We start from the raw sequence: 17,720 nt of genomic DNA on the forward strand, positions 1-17,720 counted from the left end.
GGAGCCGGCTCGCCGCTGTCTATCGGGTGCTCAGCTCGGCCGGCACCGCGACCACGTCGACGAAGGCGCCGCGGCGCAGGACGGTGATCGACAGCCGGTTGCCGATCGCCGGGCCGAGCATCAGGCGCTGCAGCGACTGCACGTTCTGGATCTGCTGGCCGCCGGCGGTCAGCAGGACGTCGCCCAGGTAGATCCCGGCGACGCCGGCCGGGCTGCCCGGCACGACCTCGACGACCCGCAGGCCGTTGCGCTGCCCGGTCCGCGCGCTGACCTGCGGCGGCAGCGGCACCGGCACGCCCGCGACGCCCAGCCAGGCCCGGCGCACCCGGCCGTCCTGGATCAGGTCGCCGATGATCTGCCGGGTGTTGCGGTTGATCGGCACCGCGAGGCCGAGCCCGTACCCGGCGACCGCGGTGTTGATCCCGATCACCTGGCCGGCGGAGTCGACCAGGGCGCCGCCGGAGTTGCCCGGGTTCAGCGCCGCGTCGGTCTGGATCACGTCGTCGATCAGCCGGATGGCCCGGCCCTCGCGGGCCGGCAGCGATCGGCCGAGCCCGGAGACCACGCCCGCGGTGACCGAGCCGGCCAACCCCAGCGGGTTGCCGACGGCCACGACGAGCTGGCCGATCCGCAGCTTGTCGGCGTCGCCGAGCGGGGCCGGGCGCGCGCCCGGCTGGCGCACCCGCAGCACGGCGAGGTCGGAGAGTGGGTCGCGGCCGACCACGTCGAAGGCGGCCTCGGCACCGTCGCCGAAGGTCGCCGTGCCGCCGGTCGAGCCCTCGACCACATGGGCGCTGGTCAGGAGAAAGCCGTCGTCGGTGAAGGTCACCGCCGACCCCGCGCCGGCGCCGCGGCTGGTGCGCACCGAGACCGCGGCCACGCTGGGCAGGATCTGTGCGGCCACCGTCGTGACGACCCGCGAGTACGCGTCGAGCGCGGCGTCGTCGCGCTCCGGTCCGTTCGGTTCGGTATCCACGCCTTCCACAACACCGGGTGACCGGCGGGGATGCCGCGGTTCGGCGAGATTCGCTCAGAGCGAACGCGCGACGCCCTCGGGCTCGGCGCCCAGGCACACAGCGGGCAGGTCGAACCAGCGCAGCGCCTCGAAACCGGGCGAGACCGCCAGCGCGCCGGCGCCCTCGCCGTTCCCGCTGCCGTCGTACCCCTGGAAGATCGTCCTGGCCTCCGCCAGATAGCCCGGCAGCGCCTCCTCGGGGGCGCGTTCCGCGGGCGCCGCGTCCGCCCACCGCACGCCATCCGCGTCGAAGGCCAGCCCGGTCAGCCGCAGCGCCGGCTCGGCGAGCCCGCGGCGGTGCCGCCAGAGACCGGAGTGCGGGTCGAACCGGTAGTCCGGCAGCAGCTTCCAGCCTTCCCGGGCGACCAGGTCGACCGCCTCGACGATGTAGCGGCAGACCACGTCGGTCAGGAAGTAGTTGAAGCTGACCCGGACCCAGCCGGGCTTGATCCCCTCGCAGCCGGCCATCACCTCCTGCTCGAACCGGTGCGAGCGGTCGAGGTCGATGCCGAGCAGCCGGTGGCCGTAGGGCCCGGCGCACGAGCAGCCGCCCCGGGACTGGATGCCGAACAGGTCGTTGAGCAGTGCCACGACGAAGTTGTGGTGCAGGTAGCGGCCGCCGGGCCGGCGCACGACGAAGGACAGGATGGACAGCCGGTCGGCGTGGGGGTTGCCGAGCACGCCGACCGCGGGGTTGGCCGCCCAAGCGTCCATCGCCATCCGGCGGAACCGCTCCTCCTGCGCCCGGATCAGGTCGGTGCCGACGGCCTGCTTGAGCGCGAACACCAGGCCCGCGCGGATCGACTCGACGATCGCCGGGGTGCCGCCCTCCTCGCGGTGTGCGGGGTCGCTCAGGTAGTGGTGCTCGACGGCGTTGACGTAGTCGACGGTGCCGCCGCCCGGCACGGTCGGCACCCGGTTGCGCAGCAGGTGCCGGCGGACGACCAGCACGCCGGGCGTGCCGGGACCGCCGACGAACTTGTGCGGCGAGAGGAAGATCGCGTCCTTGCCGGCCATGTCGATGTCCACGTACGGGCCGGCGGCGGCGTAGTCCCAGCAGGCCAGCGCGCCGTGCTCGTGCAGCAGCGCGGAGATCGCGGTGGCGTCGGTGATGATCCCGGTGACGTTGGAGGCGGCCGAGAACGAGCCGATCTTGAGTGGCCGGTCGGCGTGCCGGGCCAGTTCGGCGGCCAGCGCCGCACAGTCGACGTGCCCGTCGGCGTCCTCGGGGACGACCACCACGTCGGCGATCGACTCGCGCCAGGGCAGCTCGTTGGAGTGGTGCTCGTAGGGGCCGATGAAGACCACCGGCCGCTGCTCGGGCGGGATCAGCCGGCCCAGCCCGTACGCGTCGTCGAGCTCCGCCGGAAGCCGGATGCCGAGGATCCGGACGAGCTTGTCGATGGCGCCGGTCGCGCCGGAACCGGCGAAGATCACCACGGTGTCCGCGTCGCCGCCGACCGCGTCCCGGATCACCGCCCGGGCGTCCTCGCGCAACCGCGTCGTCTGCCGCCCGGTGCCGGACGACTCGGTGTGCGTGTTGGCGTACCGGGGGAGCACCTCGTGCCGGATGAAGTCCTCGACGAAGGTGAGCGCCCGCCCCGAGGCGGTGTAGTCGGCATAGGTCACCCGGCGCGGCCCATAGGGCCCCCACATCACCTGGTCATCGCCGATGACGCCTTCTCGTACCAGGCGTAGCAGCGGCGGCTCTGCCGTGCTCATGGGGTCAGTATGTGAGCCCGAAACGGGTTTCCGGATGCGATTGTCAGGGAGCCGCTAGCTCTACAAACCGGATTAATCCGGGAAGTCGCACACTCTGTCCGATTGCGGGCGACCGCGAGACGGTTCCATATGCGTACGGCGGCCGGCAGGCCGCTGCGATCAAGGGAGACCGATGGTCAGCGTCGACCATACCGTCTGGGCCACTCCGGACCGCGAAACCGCGCCGGACGACGTCGTCGACCGGCTCCTCTGGCAAGACGCCCGGGACATTCTCGGGCGGCACGCACGACCTAGTCGCGACGGCGGCTGTGGCGGCTGCGGCGGGGCTTGGCCCTGCCACTCCCGGCGCGTTGCCGAGCACGCCCTGGCGGCATCCCGTCGCTCGTGGCGCGAGGGCTGGACGGCACGACACGACCTCAACAGCGTCCGGCGCTTGTTGTCGACCAACTGAAGACTCCTTCACCCGCGGTGACCGCCGCGTGCTCCGCCAGCACTGCGGCACTCCCGCAAACACCCACCCGCGGTCCGAGACCGGCTAGCCTCCGCTGGTCACGATGCCTCCGGCCAGGCATCACCGGCAGCGGTTGGGTACGGCGGGCGAGGGTGCGTGACCAATCGGTTCCCCCGCATATCAAGGTCGCGCACTCTCGCCCAGCCAGTTGAGCGCATAACGCAACTGGCGGGTGGGAGCCGCGCCCATCAGTTCTTCCCGTTCCCGGCCGTCGGGCCGCCAGCCGCCCCGCTCGTAGAAGCGCCGGGCGTGCGCGTTGCCGTCGAGCACCCAGAGCACGGCGCTGCCCCAGCGGTTGTCGCGCATCGTGTCCAGCGCGTCCGCCATCAGCGCCCGGCCGAACCCGCGCCCCTGCGTCGCCGGGTCGAGATGGATCGCGTACAACTGGCCGACGCCCGCCGTGTGCTCTTCCTCGGGGCCGACATAGCTGAACCCGACCGTCCGCCCGTCATCGACCGCGACCGTCAGCCGATGCGTTTCGCTCTCGTACGTGAATCGTTCTCGCCACCATGCCGCCAGCGATTCCGGAGAGAGCGCCTGGAGCCCGGCAATCGGCACGAAGTCTCGATAGGCGGCAATCCGGGAGTCGTAGTGGAGGGCGCCGATATCGTCGATGTCCACGGCCTGTGCGAGACGTAGTGAGAACGTCACGGAAATGGCTCCATAACGGCTGTCAGCCGATTGTCTGATCGGATCGATGTAGGTCGTCCGTACGGGTCGCCTTGAGTTTCGCAGAAAGACGGTAGAAATGGGTCGACCCCCGAGGTGCACCGTGCACGCACGGGCCGGCTGGACTGGGCCGGCACCTCGGGGGTCGGGTGGCTGCTTGTGTTTCGCCGCACCGCTGCCACACGGTCTCGACGAACGGAAACTGTCAAGGACAGCGGCTAGCGGGCAGCCACCTCACGAGTCCCAGTGCTATACAAAGCTGGACCACCTCCTTTCCCGTGTATGGCCACGCTATCCACGCGTCGAGGTGCCGAGCAACGGTTTTTTCTGGGTCATATGCCACTTTTGGCGGCAACACAGAGATCGAATTTTGGTGAGCACCGCGGGATAACGGCGGATGTGACCGGTTTTCGGGGGTCGGTCGACCGCGTCGAGGGGGGATCTGACGACGTGATGGGTAAGCACGCGGCCCGTTCCGGGGCCGTCCGCTTGACCGTGTTCGCCTTCCTCCTGCTCGGCCTGCCCGCCCTGGTCGCCGCCGGCATCGTCGTGTTCCGCGGCGACGGCTGGTCGGCGCTGACGTCCGGCGCCTCGTCCTGCGGCCGCAAGCTGAAGGTGGTCACCGCGTCGTCGTTCGCTCCGGTGCTCGCCGGGATGGCGCCCAAGCTCACCAAGTCCGACGAGTGCGTGCGGATGGACATCGTCGTGGCGGACGGCCGCGCCGCGCCCGACACCGTGCGGCAGACCGGCGCCGACGTGTGGATCCCCGACGACACCTCGTGGGTCGGCACCGCGCCCGACCTCGACCTGGCCCGGCTCGGCCCCGAGAACACCGTCGGCCTCGGTGGCGCCGGCACGGTGGTCGCCGACAGCCCGATCTACATGGTCACCGACGCGCCGACCGCGGCGAAGCTGCGCGCCGCCGGCGACTCCTGGCTCGCCCTGGCCAACCTCCTCGACACGGATCCGGCGGTACGGCTGGCCGTGCGCGACCCGGGCACCTCCGGTGACGGCATGGTCGGCGCGGGGTCGATGGCCGAGACCGTCTGGGAGGGGCAGGGCATGGACGCGTCGGCCCAGGTGCTGTCCCGGGCGTACGCGAAGACCCGCACCGTGCGCGGCGGCGGGGTCGCGCTGCCCGACCGGCGCGGTGAGGTCGGCCTGGTCGCCGAGTACGCCCTGGTGCCGCAGCTCGGCCGGCTGGGCCGCACGGGTGCCGTGCTGGCCGGCAAGGACTTCCGGGTGGCGCTGCGCTACACCTGGTTCCCGACCAACGCCGCCCTCGCGGACGACGACCGCGCCGGCGCCCTGGACCGCCTGCTCGACGCGCTGGGCTCGCCCGACGGTGCGGCCGCGATCGCCGCCGCCGGCCTGCGTTCGCCGAGGTCCGACGAGCCGGACGAGCCGCCGCCGGGCGCCGAGCAGTTGCCGGCGCTGGCGGCGAAACAGATGCCGTTCCTCGGCGCGCACCACGTCGACCACGTGCTGGCCACCTGGTACGCGGAGGACCGGCAGACCGACCTGCTCGTGGTCGTCGACGTGTCCGGTTCGATGAACGACCCGGCGCCGGGCTCCGACCAGTCGCTGATCAAGCTGGTCGCCCAGGGCTGCGAGCAGCTCGAGAACCTCCTGCCCGACGACAGCCGGCTGGGTGTCTGGGAGTTCGGCACGCAGCTCGACCCGCCGCGCGATTACCGCGAGCTGCTGCCGGCCGAGTCGCTGACGGAGTCGCACCGCAAGGCCACGGTGGACACCTGCCGGGGGCTCGAGACCCATTCCAACGGCACCGGGTTGTACGAGACGATCCTGGCCGCGTACAAGAACGCGCAGGAGAACGCCCGCAAGGACGTACCAAATCGGGTCCTGGTCTTCACCGACGGCCGCAACGAGGACCGCGGCTCGACGCTGACGCTGGCGGCGCTCAACGCGGAGCTGAAGGCGGCGGCCGACGAGGAGAGCCCGGTCAGCCTGAGCGTGGTCGTGTTCGGCGACGCCGAGGCCACCAAGCAGTCGTCGGCGCAGCTGGAGGAGGCGCTCGAGCCGGCCCAGGGCTATGTCGACACGCTGTCGACGGCCAACGAGGTGTCGGCGGTGTTCATCCACGTGGCGGCCGGCGGCCTGCACGGGTGATGGTGCGGAAATTCTGACAACCGGGTGAGAGCGCTCTCTTGACACGACGTTCATCTATCTGACAAGTTTCCAGATAGTTACGTCCGTCTTTGTATCCGGCTGAAGAGGTGATCGTCGTGCGCCGTCCCCGCACACTGATCTCAGCAGCGGTGAGCGCCATGCTGGTCGCCACCGCGCTGACGGTGCCGCTGGCCGCCGCTCCCGCGAGCGCGGCACCGGCACCCGGGCCACTGGTGTGGTCCGACGAGTTCAACGGGCCCGCCGGCAGTGCCGTCGACCAGTCGAAGTGGCGCTTCGACATCGGCGGCAGCGGTTGGGGCAACAACGAGCAGCAGTACTACACGAACAGCACCCGCAACGCCGCCATGGACGGCGCGGGCAACCTGGTGATCACCGCGCGCCGGGAGAACCCGGCCAACTACCAGTGCCACTACGGCACCTGCCAGTACACGTCGGCCCGGCTGCTCACCGCGGCCACCTTCAGTCGCACGTACGGCCGCTTCGAAGCCCGCCTCAAGATCCCGCGTGGGCAGGGCATCTGGCCGGCGTTCTGGATGCTCGGCGCGCCGGTCAACTGGCCGACCAGCGGCGAGATCGACATCATGGAGAACATCGGCCGCGAGCCCAACATGGTGCACGGCACGATCCACGGCCCGGGCTACTCGGGCGCCGAGGGCATCGGCGCGGCCTACTCGATCGGCGGGGCGTTCGCCGACGGCTTCCACACCTTCGCGGTCGACTGGTCGCCCAACCTGATCATCTGGTACGTGGACGGCAACGAGTACCAGCGCCGCACCCCGGCCGACCTCGGCGGCGACCGCTGGGTCTTCGACCACAACTTCTTCATGATCATGAACGTGGCGGTCGGTGGCTACTGGCCCGGTTATCCGGACGGCTCGACCACCTTCCCGCAGTCGATGACGGTCGACTACGTCCGCGCGTACGCCCCGCCGGGTGGCACCAACCCGCCGCCTAGCGGTGGCGGCCGGATCACCGGCATCGGCGGCAAGTGCGTGGATGTCGCCGGAGCCAACCCGGCCAACGGCACCGCCGTGCAGCTGTGGGACTGCAACGGCACGGCCGCGCAGCAGTGGACCTGGGCCGCCGACGGTTCGGTCCGCGCCCTGGGCAAATGCCTCGACGTCCCGTCGGGTTCGACGGCCAACGGCGCGAAGCTGCAGATCTGGGACTGCAACGGCAGCGGCGCCCAACGCTGGACGTTCACGGCCGCCAACGACATCGTCAACCCGCAATCCAACAAGTGCATGGACGCCACCGGCGTGAGCTCGGCCAACGGCACCCGGCTGCAGATCTGGGACTGCGGCGGCGGTGCCAACCAGAAGTGGTCGCGCAGCTGATCGCTGCCCGCCCGACCGCTTCGGACGAAGGGGCCCATTTCCGTCCTGGGTGGGCCCCTCCGTTCTGTCCTTTCGGGTAAGGGTCGCGGGGCCCCCGCTGTTACACATGGTGGAACGAAAGGAGTACCACCGTGTTCCTGCGTCGAATGAAGTCCGACCTGCCCGCGCCGGGTGAGGCCCTGCCGGGCCGCGCGTTCGGCATGCCGGTCGCCGACCGGCATGTGGTGCTGGGCAACCCGATGACCGGGCCGTGGCCGGCGGGCGCGCAGCTCGCCGTCTTCGGCATGGGCTGTTTCTGGGGAGCCGAGCGCCTGTTCTGGAGGCTGCCGGGCGTGATCTCGACTGCGGCTGGATATGCGGGTGGCCAGACCCGCAACCCCACCTACGAAGAGGTGTGCAGCGGAGGCACCGGCCACGCCGAGGTGGTCCAGGTGGTCTATGACCCCGCGAAGATCGACTACGCGGACCTGCTCAAGGTCTTCTGGGAGAACCACGACCCGACCCAGGGCATGCGCCAGGGCAACGACGTGGGCACCCAGTACCGCTCGACGATCTACGTGACCACCGACGAGCGGCTGGCCGAGGCGCAGTCGTCCCGGGACGCCTTCGCGCCGATCGTCCGGGCGACGGGCCGCCGCGAGATCACGACGGAAATCGGCAAGCTGACCGATTTCTACTACGCCGAGGACTACCACCAGCAGTACCTGTCGGACTCGAAGAACCCCTACGGCTACTGCAACCACGGCCCGAACGGCATGACCTGCCCGGTGGGCGTGGCCAAGACGGCCTGATCCGGCCGCGCCCGACCTCGACGACGGGCTGCGGATCCATGGTCGCTGGAGAAGAATCCGGCGTGGCGAAAGCTGAGAATCTCGGCAGACCACCACGGAGGACACCATGAGCACCGACGCACGCCCGCCGATCGTCGACATGGCCACCTGGGAGGCCGCCCGCGACGAGCTTCTGGTCCGCGAGAAGGCGCACACCCGCGAGGGCGACGCCCTGTCCGCGGCCCGCCGCCGGCTCCCGATGGTCGAGTTCGACGGCTCGGTCGAGGTGGTCGGGCCGGAGGGCCCGGTCCCGTTCCTGAGCCTTTTCCAGGGCCGTGACGAGCTGCTCGTCTACAAGCACATGTGGTACGACGACACACCACACCAGGGGCAGTGCGAGGGCTGCACGTTCACGGCGTGGAACGTCAAGGACGCTTCCTACCTCAACGCGCGGGGCGTCTCGTTCGCCTTCCTGACCACTGGTGTGTGGCCCGAGGTGGCCGACTTCGTGGACTTCATGGGCTTCACACTGCCGTGGTACTCGGTCCGCGACGCCCCGGAGCCGATCGGCGGCGAGATGGGCTACCTCACCAGCTACCTGCGCGACGGCGACCGCACGTTCCTCACGTACCGCACAACGGGCCGCGGCAACGAAGCGATCAACGGCGTCTTCGGCCTGCTGGACCGCACCGTCTACGGCCGCGGCGAGGAGTGGGAGGAGAAGCCGGAAGGCTGGCCGAAGGGCCAACACGCCTGCTGGTACTGGCGCACGGACGTCGACGGCAACTCGACCTGGGGCGAAACCGGCCGCCCGACGGCCGAGTGGACCCGCCCAGGCGCAGGCCCGGTGACCACCCTCGGCCGCCACGGACCCCACCACTGACCCAACCGTCAGCCGCGTTGCCAGAAGCGGCGCTTCTTCGGTGGGGCCGGCCGTTCGCCCTCGCCGTCCGGGTTGGCTCGGGAGATCGCTGCCGTGGCGACGGCCTTGTCGTCGCGACGGCAGCCAGGGGTGAGCAGCATCAGCGTGGCCAGTGACTGCTCGATGGTGACGAGGCGGTTCGCCGCGACCGCCGCGTCAAGGCGGGTCCGGACCAGGCCGCGGACCTCGTCCCGTGCGGCCGGGTCCAGATAGGCCGCGGTGACGAGGGCGAACAACGCCGAGTCGGCGACCCAGTCCTCAACGCCCAGCGCGAGGTCGCTGAGCACCTCGCGCCGCGTCGACGTCGGCCACGGCTCGTCGGCGCGGTGGTGCAGTATGCCGAGGCAGATCCACGGCTGCATGAGCCGGTACCAGTACGTGGGGGTGGATGTCGCCAGAATCTGCCAGCGTCGGGTAGGCGGCGGTCCGGGTAGGTGCGCGAGCATCCCGAGCAGGTCCTCGAGCGACAGCTTGCCGAGCGGCGCCGCCTGTGCGTGGCCCGACAACGGCGATGCCCAAGGCTCGCCGCCCGCCTCGTGCAGCACCTGTATCGCTGCTGGTGACGGCGCTGGCACGGCCGGCACCGGTTCCTCGCCGTCGTACCGCCACACTTGGTACCGGCCGGACCGCAGCGGCACCCGGATGTCGGGCGGCGGGAACTCGGCAATGCCGATGGCAATCGGCCCGATTACCCGCCGGCAGGCGGTGATGGCGCTGGCGGGCTCGGCCGACGAGAGTCCCAGTTCGGTGGCTACGACCTGTTCTCCCTTCGCACGGCTGGCACCGACATCGTTGGCGAGCGTGATGATCGCCTCGCTCGGCATCGGCACCCAGTTCAGCCACGGACGCTTCCACGCGGCCAAGGCAAATATCATGTCGGTCATCCCGCAGGGATGCGGATCGTCCTGCACCGCAAGCAGATCCGCCACATCGCCGGTGGCCCGGAAACGGACGGCACGCTGTGCCGCAGCGCGATGCGGGAATTGCGGATCGTCGGCCAACTTGCGCAGATCAGAATCGGCGTCGTCCGTGAACATTCGGGCAGCCTAGCCATCCCCGTTGATTTCTGGGGTGGACGGACGGCGAATCAGTAGCTCACCGCTCGCTGGAGTCGAAGCCTGACCTCGCCGTACGCTGCCGCGGGTCCCCGGAATCCGCGCCAAACCTCTGGCCGCGGCGCGTTCATCTCAGCGGTTCGATGTCGCCGTCGCTGACGCAGGCCAGGCCCGTGGACTCACCGGATTCGTTTTCGATCTCCAGCACATAGCCGCCGTCGAAAACGTCGATGATCGTCGCCGGCGTTCCGGCAGGGAATCCCTCGACGTCGTTGAGGAAGCGAACGCTGCTGAAGAGTGGCCACCTTCCGACGAGGTGTTCGTTGGTCGGCGCCACGCGCTCGACCACCGTCGCCGCCCCGATGATCCGATTCCCATCCCTCATCCGCACGACGTCGCCAGGCTTCACGTGATCCCAGCTAATGGGGTGGACCGGGCTGAGTAGCACCATGCTGGTTGTGCCCGGATCGATCGACGACGACCCCTCAGGCAGCACGACGGCGTCGTTGTCGGGCCGCTGACCATCGGTGCTGTTGCCGATGTTCCAGCCAACCCGCCATCCGGCGAGGACTGGGTGCCGGCGTCCGCCTTCTTCGGGACGAACGAGGCCAAGCCTTGCGCGCAGGCCGCCGAATCGGGACATCGAGGCCGTCGCTTCGGCAATCGCGCCTCGACACCACGCAGGCAACTCGGCATCTTGGTGCACCCGTCGACCCTGCCTCACGGGTCTCCGGCGATGGCGCGCAGGGCGCGTAGGTGTGTCGCGTACGCCTCGCGGCCCGCATCTGTCAGCTCCAGCCACGTGCGCGGGCGGCGGCCGACCCGCCCTTTGTGGACGCTGAGATAACCGGCCTGTTCCAGGATGGCAACCTGCTTCGACAAGGCAGCGTCGGTGATCTCCACGGCGTCGCGGACCAGTGCGAACTCGGCCTGCTCGACCCCCACGAGGCCCGCCACGACCGAGAGCCGGATCGGGTTGGTGAGCAGGTCGTCGAGGTCGTGCCGGGGATGGTTATGCGTCGCCACGGCGGTCCCGCCAGGCGGAGATGACGAACGGGGCGGCGACCAGCGCCGCAGCCGGGACCCAGTAGCCCGGTCGCCCCGCCATGTCCCGGCCGTCCACCTCCACCGCGTCGCCGACGACGATCACGACGGTGAACAGCGCCGCCGCCACGTAACCCTCCCACTGACGACGCGGCGGCAGGTCCGCACGCCACTGCGTGCGGTCGACTCGGCCCCACACCATGGCCTAGAGCGGGATGAGTCCGATCACGACGAAGGCCAGCACCGTTCGCAGCACGAACGGCTCCACGAACCCCCACGTGAGCGTCACCGCCGCGAACAGCACGGCCACGACGAGCTTCGCGACCACGACCCAACGCGCCTGCGCGGCGAGAATGCGCCTGCGGGACTCAGCCGCCCGATCGAGCACGGCCCTCGCCTCGTCACGGGAGACATCCTCGGGCATAACCCCAGGATGACCGGCTCTTGCCAACATGGCAACTACATGTCGCTTCGGTAACCAAGCGCCTGATCCAGACGCACTCGGCCTACCTCTTACCCGACGACCTGCCCCGCCCAGCCGAACCGCGATGATCCGTCCAAGCCGGCGTTCATCCCAGCGGTTCGGTGTCGCGGTCGCTGACGCAGGCCAGGCCCTTGGACTCACCAGACTCGTTTTCGATCTCCAGCACATAGCCGCCGTCGAGAACGCGGGCAACTCGGCATCGTCCAGCGCCGAAATGGCACTGGCGCGGGTCCCCAGGCCCGCGCCGAACCTGTCACACTGGGCCACGGAGGTGTGACTCATGTCTACCGACGCTCACCGCTTCGATGCGTCAAAGCGATTCCTTGGCGAACGCGAGTCGCTGGAGGAGCAGGCGCGACGTCGCGGGATCGTCCCGGTTCGCGATGTCGCTGACATGGCAGACTTCGACATCTTCGAAACAGACGCAGAGCTAGACGCCTTCCTCGCCCACGTCAGAGCGGAACGCCAGTCGAATCTGGCGTAACGGTGAACTACGTCGTCCTTGACACCGACGTTGCCTCTCGCATCTTCCGCAACAAACTCGACCCAGCCATGTCGGCCCGCCTTGCCGGCAACGGCTGGTGCCTGACCTTTGTCAGCGTCGCGGAGCTCACGCAATGGGCGGCCTTGCGCGACTGGAGCCTGCGGAACCTGGCGGCGCTCGACGGCTGGATGTCGCATTGCCCGATGCTCGACGCCAGCTGGGAAACGGCGCAGGCGTGGGGACGGCTGTCGGCCGCGGGCAGGCGTCGCGGTCGAATGCATCCGACCAACGACGCCTGGATCGCCGCTGCCTGTATCACGGAAGGTCTTCCGCTCGCGACCTACAACGTCAAGGACTATGCCGACTTCGTTGAGCACCACGGGCTTGTGCTCGTCGCACCTCGCACATGACGCTCAGCTCGGTCAGGTCCGCCAGGTGTGTTGGGGTTCGTAGCCCAGGATGCGGCGGGCCTTCTCGATCGACAGGAAGGTGCCGTGTTCGCCGACGTCTCGCTTGATCGGGATGTCGGGGAAGACCTCAGCGGCCAGGTCTGCTGACCTCTGCGGCATCACCGAGTCCGCGTTCGCGATGACGAAGATTTCCATGCCTGTCGCGTCCAACTCCAGAGACAGCCGCACCGCCTGGGCGCCGTCGCGGGCGTCGATGTAGGACCAGGCGTTCCAGCTTCGGAGCGTGGGGTCGGCCGCGTAAGACGGGAACGCCGCGTAATCCGACGGTTCCATCACGTTCGAGAAGCGTAGGCCGATCATCTTCAACGACGGGTTCAGGCGGCAGAACTGCGCCGCCATCTGTTCTTCCAGATGCTTTGCCAGCGCGTACGACGACTGTGGGCGCGCCGGATAGTCCTCGTCCACCGGTAGGTACGGCGGCGGGCACTCGCCGAACGGCAGGCCCAGCAGCGTCTCGCTGCTCGCCCACACGATGTTCGTGATGCCCGCGGCCCGGGCCGCCGCGAAGACGTGGTGGGTCGCGGTGATGTTGTGCGTGAAGGTGGCCGCGTTGCCGGTCAGGCCCGGCGCGGGGATCGCGGCCAGGTGCACCACCGCGTCCACCGACGAATAGCGGTCCTCGATGCCGGCCAACGCCTCCACGACCTGGCCATAGTCGCCCAGGTCGATCCGGGTGAACGGGGCCACCGGGTCGGGCGACGGCACCCGGTCGACGTTGTGCACCTCGTACCCGTGGTCCAAAAGCTCTCGCACCACGGCGCGGCCCAGTTTGCCGCTGCCGCCCGTGACGACGACGCGTGTTGTCATTCCGCAGAAACTACAGGGAATCCGTTTCGCATAGCGCGGAAGGAACCCGGCAAAGCGGGCACGTCGCCCGCCACAAGAAAGCAGTCGGCGACTAGCCTCCATCAAATGACCTACGGTTTCGAGACGCTCGCCATCCACGCCGGCCAGGATCCGGAGCAACGCACCGGGTCCGTCGTGCCGCCGATCTTCCAGACGAGCACGTACGCCCAGGACGGCGTCGGCGCGCCGCGCGAGGGCTACGAATACAGCCGCTCCAGCAACCCCACCCGGGACGCCCTGCAGGAGTGCCTGCGCGCGCTGGAGGGCGGCCGCCGTGGGTTGGCGTTCGCCAGCGGACTCGCCGCCGAGGACACCCTGCTGCGCACCGTCTGCCAGCCGGGCGACCACGTGGTGATCCCGGACGACGCGTACGGCGGCACGTTCCGGCTCTTCGCGAAGGTCGCCGAGCGCTGGGGGCTGACCTGGACCGCGGCCAGCATCCACCACATCGACACGATCCGGGCCGCGATCCGGCCGGGGCAGACCAAGGTCATCTGGATCGAGACGCCGTCGAACCCGCTGCTCGGCATCAACGACATCGCCGCGACGGCCGCGTTGGCCCGCGACGCCGGTGCGCTGCTGGTCGTCGACAACACGTTCGCGTCGCCCTACCTGCAGCAGCCGCTGAGCCTCGGCGCCGACGTGGTCGTCCATTCGACGACGAAGTACCTCGGCGGGCACTCCGACGTGGTCGGCGGCGCGCTGATCGTCAGCGACGACGAGCTCGGTGAGCGGCTCGCGTACAACCAGAACGCCATGGGTTCGATCAACGGACCGTTCGATGCCTGGCTGACCATGCGGGGCATCCGGACCTTGGGCGTACGCATGGACCGCCACTGTGACAACGCCGAGCGCGTGGTCGACTACCTGCGCAACCACAAGGCCGTGTCCGAGGTGCACTACCCGGGCCTGCCCACCCACCCGGGGCACGAGACCGCCGCGAAGCAGATGAGGCGGTTCGGCGGCATGGTCTCGTTCCGCGCCGCGGGCGGTGAGCAGGCGGCGGTACGCATCTGCGAGGCCACGAAGCTGTTCATCCTCGCCGAGTCGCTGGGCGGCGTCGAGTCGCTGATCGAGCACCCTGGTCGGATGACCCACGCGAGCGCGGCGGGCTCGCCGCTTGAGGTTCCCGCGGATCTTGTGCGACTGTCGGTGGGCATCGAGACCGCTGACGATCTCCTGGCCGACCTGGAGCGCGCCCTGGGCTGACCTATTGAGACACTGCGGTTAGGGTCGCCTCCTGGTGGCCCAGTCGCGGTCCGATGGGGAGGGTGGCCCGTGTCAGAGAGTGTGCCGAGCTGGGTCGGTGCGTCCGCGCGCCAGATCGCCCGTGCCGTGCGGCGCGGTGACACCACCGCGACCCGGGTGGTCGCGGACCACCTCGACCACATCGCCATCGCGGACCCGGTGGTGTCGGCGTTCCGCACGGTGCGGGCCGGCGCGGCGATCGTCGAGGCGGAGGAGGTCGACGTCCTCGAGGACCTGTCGAGCCTGCCGCTGGCCGGCGTCCCGATCGCGATCAAGGAGAACACCGCGATCGCCGGTTCGCCGATCTGGAACGGTTCGGCGGCCGCGCGCACGCCGGTAGCCGCCGAGGACCACGAGGTCGTCCGCCGGCTGCGCGGCGCCGGCGCGGTCGCCGTCGGCATCACCCGGATGCCCGAGTTGGCGCTGTTCGGCATGACGGACGACGAGACCGCGGTGACCCGCAACCCGTGGCGCACCGACCGCACGCCCGGCGGGTCGTCGGGCGGTGCGGCCGCCGCGGTGGCCAGCGGCATGGTGCCGGTCGCGCACGGCACCGACGGCCTCGGCTCCATCCGCATCCCGGCGGCCTGCTGCGGCCTGGTCGGGCTCAAGCCGGGCAGCGACGTGGTGCCGCGCGAGTTGGGCGTCGACGGGTGGTTCGGGCTCACGGAGCACGGCGTGCTCGCGACGAGCGTGGCCGACGCGGCACTGGTGTTCGCGGTCCTCGCCGGTCGCAATCCCGAGAAGCTGGTCGAGCCGGCCCGGTTGAAGTTCGCGGTGTCGACCCGCTCGCCGGTCACCGGCATCCGCACCGACGAGCCCAACCGCGAGGCGGTCGCCACCGCCTCCAAGCTGCTGGTCGGCGCCGGGCACGACGTGACGTCGGTCGACCCGGTCTATCCGGTGTCGCTGGGCCTGAAAGGCATGGCCCACTGGTTCGCCGCGGCGGCCGGCGACGTCGAGTTCGACGCCCTGGACCGCGCCGCGCTGCAGCCGCGCAGCCGCCGGCATGCCGCGCTGGGCGACTGGGTCAACCGCCGCGGCTACGTGCGCCAGGCCGACCGCGACGCCTGGCGGCAGCGCTCGATCGACTTCTTCACCGACCACGGCGTCGACGTGCTGGTCACCCCGGCGCTGGCCGCGGCGCCGCCGGCGGCCGAGCAGTGGTCGGCCAGGTCGTGGCGAGCCAACACCATGACCAGCCTGCGGTACGCGCCGTACGCCGCACCCTGGAACCTCGCCGGCCTGCCCGCCCTGGTCGTGCCGGTCGGCATGCGCCCGGACGGCCTGCCGTTGGGCGTGCAGCTCGTCGGCCCGCCCGGCAGCGAGACCCTGCTGCTCGCGATCGCGGGCCAGTTCGAGCTGGCCGCACCCTGGCCGCGGTACGCGCGCTCCTGGCCCCGCGTCGAGGACCCTGCGGGGACCGCCTGATCGGCGTCGATATCGAGCCGCTTGGTTGATCTCCGCGTCCGCGACCTCACGGACAATCGTCCGCGTTCAAGATCATGACGCGGGGGACAGGCGATGAACCAGGCGGTCTTCGAAGGACACAAGACCTATCGGGTACGAGGTGTCGGCCTGGCCGCGGTCGTCGCGGTCGGCGTGGCCGCCCTGACCGTGGTGGCCGTCGCGGCGCTGTTCTGGGCGGCCACGATCAGCATCGACGCGACCGGGGAACTCGACACCGCGTTCTCCTTGGAGCGCACGGCCCTGCTCGCCGACGTCGGGTTCTCCCTGGCCCAGATCGCGGCCCTGGTACTGACGATCGTCTGGCTGTGGCGGGCCCGCAAGAACCTGGACGCCTTCCCGGACACGACACCGTTCCTGAGCGCCGGCTGGGCGATCGGCGGCTGGTTCTTCCCGCTCGCCAACCTCTTCGTGCCGGGCCGCATGATGGCCAACGTGGCCCGCCAGAGCAGCCGCGACCGCTCGGTCACGGCCGCGGCGATCACCTGGTGGTTCAGCCTGGTGATCTCGATGTTCCTCCGCCAGTTGGCGTCGGTGATGTCGGGCGACACCACCGCGACGTTGCCTGACTACTACCGAAACCTGGCGGTCGCCGAGACGGTCGCCGCGGTGGCGGGCGTCATCGCCGCGGCCACCTTCGCGTTCGCCGTCATCCGGATCTCGGCGGCCCAGGACGAACGCATCCACCGCGGTTGGTACGAGGAGCAGCACCGCCTCCTCCAGGCGTCGACCCCGCCGGCCACCCCAACCACGAGCACCGACTCCGTGTACGCCCCTGGCGGTGCGTCCCCGACCCCGGCCCAGGGTTCGCCCGGCGCGCCAATGGCGGATCCGGCCGACGGGCCGGCGGTCCTGAGCACGGCCGGCGACTCGCCCCACGCGCCCGGTGGCGGCGCCGCCGCAGACTCGGCGCGGGCGTCGCGTGGCGCGGACGCGGTGGGTTAGGCCCCGCCGACGTGGTCGGCGTTCACGGTGAGCGGCCCGCGATCGACCCCGTGACGGGCATAACACGGCGGCCCGGCGCGCCGGACCCCCGCGGGAGTGCGACCATCGGGGCATGACGGACCTTGTCGGGCTGGCCGACGTCGAGGCGGCGCGCCAGCTGCTTGCCGGCGTCGTGCGCACCACGCCCCTCGAACCCTCTCGCCCGCTGAGTGCCCGGCTGGGCGGGCCGGCCTGGCTCAAGTGCGAGAACCTCCAGCGTGCCGGCTCCTACAAGGTCCGCGGCGCGTACGTCCGGATCGCCCGGCTCAGCGACGCCGAGCGGGCCCGCGGTGTGGTCGCGGCGAGCGCCGGCAACCACGCGCAGGGCGTCGCGCTCGCCGCCGAGATGCTCGGCACCAGTGCCACCGTCTTCATGCCCGTCGGGGCGCCGCTGCCGAAGGTGGCCGCGACCAAGGGCTACGGCGCGGCCATCGAGCTGGTCGGCGCCACCGTCGACGAGTCGCTGGTCGCGGCGAAGGAGTTCGCGGAGCGTACCGGCGCGGTCTTCATCCATCCCTTCGACCACCCCGACGTGATCGCC

General features: G+C 70.4%; 20 protein-coding genes. 11 read left to right on the forward strand and 9 right to left on the reverse strand.

From position 1 onward, the window contains the following. Positions 1-19 precede the first annotated feature (19 nt). Together Air01nite_RS03045 and Air01nite_RS03050 are read right to left on the reverse strand one after the other, a co-directional pair. Positions 20-976 (reverse strand): S1C family serine protease, encoded by a 957-nt coding sequence (locus tag Air01nite_RS03045; protein ID WP_203700211.1) that lies wholly within the window; start codon positions 974-976, stop codon positions 20-22. Positions 977-1,030: 54 nt separating this feature from the next. Beyond that, on the reverse strand, positions 1,031-2,737 hold the full coding sequence (locus Air01nite_RS03050) for an aminotransferase class V-fold PLP-dependent enzyme (protein ID WP_203700212.1): 1,707 nt from the start codon (positions 2,735-2,737) through the stop codon (positions 1,031-1,033). Positions 2,738-2,909: 172 nt separating this feature from the next. Here Air01nite_RS03050 and Air01nite_RS03055 point away from each other — a divergent pair, with 172 nt between their 5' ends. Further along, on the forward strand, positions 2,910-3,188 hold the full coding sequence (locus Air01nite_RS03055) for a hypothetical protein (protein WP_203700213.1): 279 nt from the start codon (positions 2,910-2,912) through the stop codon (positions 3,186-3,188). Between the two features lie 180 nt (positions 3,189-3,368). Here the strand turns inward: Air01nite_RS03055 and Air01nite_RS03060 are convergent, their stop codons facing one another. Next, the gene (locus Air01nite_RS03060; RefSeq protein ID WP_203700214.1) at positions 3,369-3,899 is read right to left on the reverse strand and encodes a GNAT family N-acetyltransferase; all 531 of its coding nucleotides are present in this window, start codon (positions 3,897-3,899) and stop codon (positions 3,369-3,371) included. A 471-nt stretch (positions 3,900-4,370) separates the two neighbouring features. Here Air01nite_RS03060 and Air01nite_RS03065 point away from each other — a divergent pair, with 471 nt between their 5' ends. From Air01nite_RS03065 to Air01nite_RS03080, 4 genes are all read left to right on the forward strand, one after another. Beyond that, the gene (locus tag Air01nite_RS03065; protein WP_203700215.1) at positions 4,371-6,047 is read left to right on the forward strand and encodes a substrate-binding domain-containing protein; all 1,677 of its coding nucleotides are present in this window, start codon (positions 4,371-4,373) and stop codon (positions 6,045-6,047) included. A 116-nt stretch (positions 6,048-6,163) separates the two neighbouring features. Continuing rightward, positions 6,164-7,405: a glycoside hydrolase family 16 protein gene (locus Air01nite_RS03070; RefSeq protein ID WP_239090445.1), complete on the forward strand. Its 1,242-nt coding sequence runs from the start codon at positions 6,164-6,166 to the stop codon at positions 7,403-7,405. A 131-nt stretch (positions 7,406-7,536) separates the two neighbouring features. Beyond that, positions 7,537-8,196, forward strand: a complete 660-nt coding sequence (gene msrA, locus Air01nite_RS03075; protein ID WP_203700216.1) for a peptide-methionine (S)-S-oxide reductase MsrA — start codon at positions 7,537-7,539, stop codon at positions 8,194-8,196. A 106-nt stretch (positions 8,197-8,302) separates the two neighbouring features. Next, positions 8,303-9,058, forward strand: a complete 756-nt coding sequence (locus Air01nite_RS03080; protein ID WP_203700217.1) for a DUF899 family protein — start codon at positions 8,303-8,305, stop codon at positions 9,056-9,058. Between the two features lie 8 nt (positions 9,059-9,066). On the opposite strand, the gene Air01nite_RS03085 is transcribed toward Air01nite_RS03080, so the two are convergent. The 5 genes from Air01nite_RS03085 to Air01nite_RS03105 all read right to left on the reverse strand — a co-directional run bounded on the left by Air01nite_RS03085 (position 9,067) and on the right by Air01nite_RS03105 (position 11,620). Further along, entirely contained in the window at positions 9,067-10,134 is a 1,068-nt protein-coding gene (locus Air01nite_RS03085) for a hypothetical protein (protein WP_203700218.1), read from the reverse strand. Between the two features lie 145 nt (positions 10,135-10,279). Further along, on the reverse strand, positions 10,280-10,858 hold the full coding sequence (locus Air01nite_RS03090) for a hypothetical protein (RefSeq protein WP_203700219.1): 579 nt from the start codon (positions 10,856-10,858) through the stop codon (positions 10,280-10,282). Positions 10,859-10,872: 14 nt separating this feature from the next. Then, on the reverse strand, positions 10,873-11,178 hold the full coding sequence (locus tag Air01nite_RS03095; protein WP_203700220.1) for a winged helix-turn-helix domain-containing protein: 306 nt from the start codon (positions 11,176-11,178) through the stop codon (positions 10,873-10,875). Continuing rightward, positions 11,165-11,398, reverse strand: coding sequence for a hypothetical protein (locus Air01nite_RS03100; RefSeq protein WP_203700221.1), 234 nt, complete (start codon positions 11,396-11,398; stop codon positions 11,165-11,167). The genes Air01nite_RS03095 and Air01nite_RS03100 overlap by 14 nt, the downstream gene beginning before the upstream one ends. 3 nt (positions 11,399-11,401) lie before the next feature. Beyond that, entirely contained in the window at positions 11,402-11,620 is a 219-nt protein-coding gene (locus Air01nite_RS03105) for a hypothetical protein (RefSeq protein WP_203700222.1), read from the reverse strand. Between the two features lie 340 nt (positions 11,621-11,960). Between Air01nite_RS03105 and Air01nite_RS03110 the strand changes: the two genes are divergently transcribed. Both Air01nite_RS03110 and Air01nite_RS03115 read left to right on the forward strand, forming a co-directional pair. Then, the gene (locus tag Air01nite_RS03110) at positions 11,961-12,164 is read left to right on the forward strand and encodes a hypothetical protein (RefSeq protein ID WP_203700251.1); all 204 of its coding nucleotides are present in this window, start codon (positions 11,961-11,963) and stop codon (positions 12,162-12,164) included. 2 nt (positions 12,165-12,166) lie between these two features. After that, complete coding sequence (locus Air01nite_RS03115; RefSeq protein WP_203700223.1) at positions 12,167-12,574, forward strand: type II toxin-antitoxin system VapC family toxin; 408 nt, start codon at positions 12,167-12,169, stop codon at positions 12,572-12,574. 12 nt (positions 12,575-12,586) lie between these two features. On the opposite strand, the gene Air01nite_RS03120 is transcribed toward Air01nite_RS03115, so the two are convergent. Further along, positions 12,587-13,441: an NAD-dependent epimerase/dehydratase family protein gene (locus Air01nite_RS03120; RefSeq protein ID WP_203700224.1), complete on the reverse strand. Its 855-nt coding sequence runs from the start codon at positions 13,439-13,441 to the stop codon at positions 12,587-12,589. Between the two features lie 105 nt (positions 13,442-13,546). On the opposite strand from Air01nite_RS03120, the gene Air01nite_RS03125 reads away from it, so the two are divergent. The 4 genes from Air01nite_RS03125 to Air01nite_RS03140 form a co-directional block, all read left to right on the forward strand. Beyond that, positions 13,547-14,689, forward strand: coding sequence for a cystathionine gamma-synthase (locus tag Air01nite_RS03125; RefSeq protein ID WP_203700225.1), 1,143 nt, complete (start codon positions 13,547-13,549; stop codon positions 14,687-14,689). A gap of 69 nt (positions 14,690-14,758) precedes the next feature. Beyond that, positions 14,759-16,159 (forward strand): amidase, encoded by a 1,401-nt coding sequence (locus tag Air01nite_RS03130; RefSeq protein WP_203700226.1) that lies wholly within the window; start codon positions 14,759-14,761, stop codon positions 16,157-16,159. Between the two features lie 93 nt (positions 16,160-16,252). Beyond that, positions 16,253-17,140, forward strand: coding sequence for a DUF4328 domain-containing protein (locus Air01nite_RS03135; RefSeq protein WP_203700227.1), 888 nt, complete (start codon positions 16,253-16,255; stop codon positions 17,138-17,140). 112 nt (positions 17,141-17,252) lie between these two features. Further along, the coding region (locus tag Air01nite_RS03140) for a threonine ammonia-lyase (protein WP_203700228.1) at positions 17,253-17,720 on the forward strand (468 nt) is incomplete at its 3' end.

Source organism: Asanoa iriomotensis, assembly GCF_016862515.1.
Taxonomy (GTDB): domain Bacteria; phylum Actinomycetota; class Actinomycetes; order Mycobacteriales; family Micromonosporaceae; genus Asanoa; species Asanoa iriomotensis.

What these genes read in the sequence shown, in the direction of transcription:
- Air01nite_RS03105 (WP_203700222.1), bottom strand. Translation starts at nt 11,620, where the DNA reads ATGCCCGAGGATGTCTCCCGTGACGAGGCGAGGGCCGTGCTCGATCGG.
- Air01nite_RS03085 (WP_203700218.1), bottom strand. Translation starts at nt 10,134, where the DNA reads ATGTTCACGGACGACGCCGATTCTGATCTGCGCAAGTTGGCCGACGAT.
- Air01nite_RS03135 (WP_203700227.1), top strand. Translation starts at nt 16,253, where the DNA reads ATGAACCAGGCGGTCTTCGAAGGACACAAGACCTATCGGGTACGAGGT.
- Air01nite_RS03080 (WP_203700217.1), top strand. Translation starts at nt 8,303, where the DNA reads ATGAGCACCGACGCACGCCCGCCGATCGTCGACATGGCCACCTGGGAG.
- Air01nite_RS03050 (WP_203700212.1), bottom strand. Translation starts at nt 2,737, where the DNA reads ATGAGCACGGCAGAGCCGCCGCTGCTACGCCTGGTACGAGAAGGCGTC.
- Air01nite_RS03055 (WP_203700213.1), top strand. Translation starts at nt 2,910, where the DNA reads ATGGTCAGCGTCGACCATACCGTCTGGGCCACTCCGGACCGCGAAACC.
- Air01nite_RS03110 (WP_203700251.1), top strand. Translation starts at nt 11,961, where the DNA reads ATGTCTACCGACGCTCACCGCTTCGATGCGTCAAAGCGATTCCTTGGC.
- Air01nite_RS03100 (WP_203700221.1), bottom strand. Translation starts at nt 11,398, where the DNA reads ATGGTGTGGGGCCGAGTCGACCGCACGCAGTGGCGTGCGGACCTGCCG.
- Air01nite_RS03120 (WP_203700224.1), bottom strand. Translation starts at nt 13,441, where the DNA reads ATGACAACACGCGTCGTCGTCACGGGCGGCAGCGGCAAACTGGGCCGC.
- Air01nite_RS03065 (WP_203700215.1), top strand. Translation starts at nt 4,371, where the DNA reads ATGGGTAAGCACGCGGCCCGTTCCGGGGCCGTCCGCTTGACCGTGTTC.
- Air01nite_RS03125 (WP_203700225.1), top strand. Translation starts at nt 13,547, where the DNA reads ATGACCTACGGTTTCGAGACGCTCGCCATCCACGCCGGCCAGGATCCG.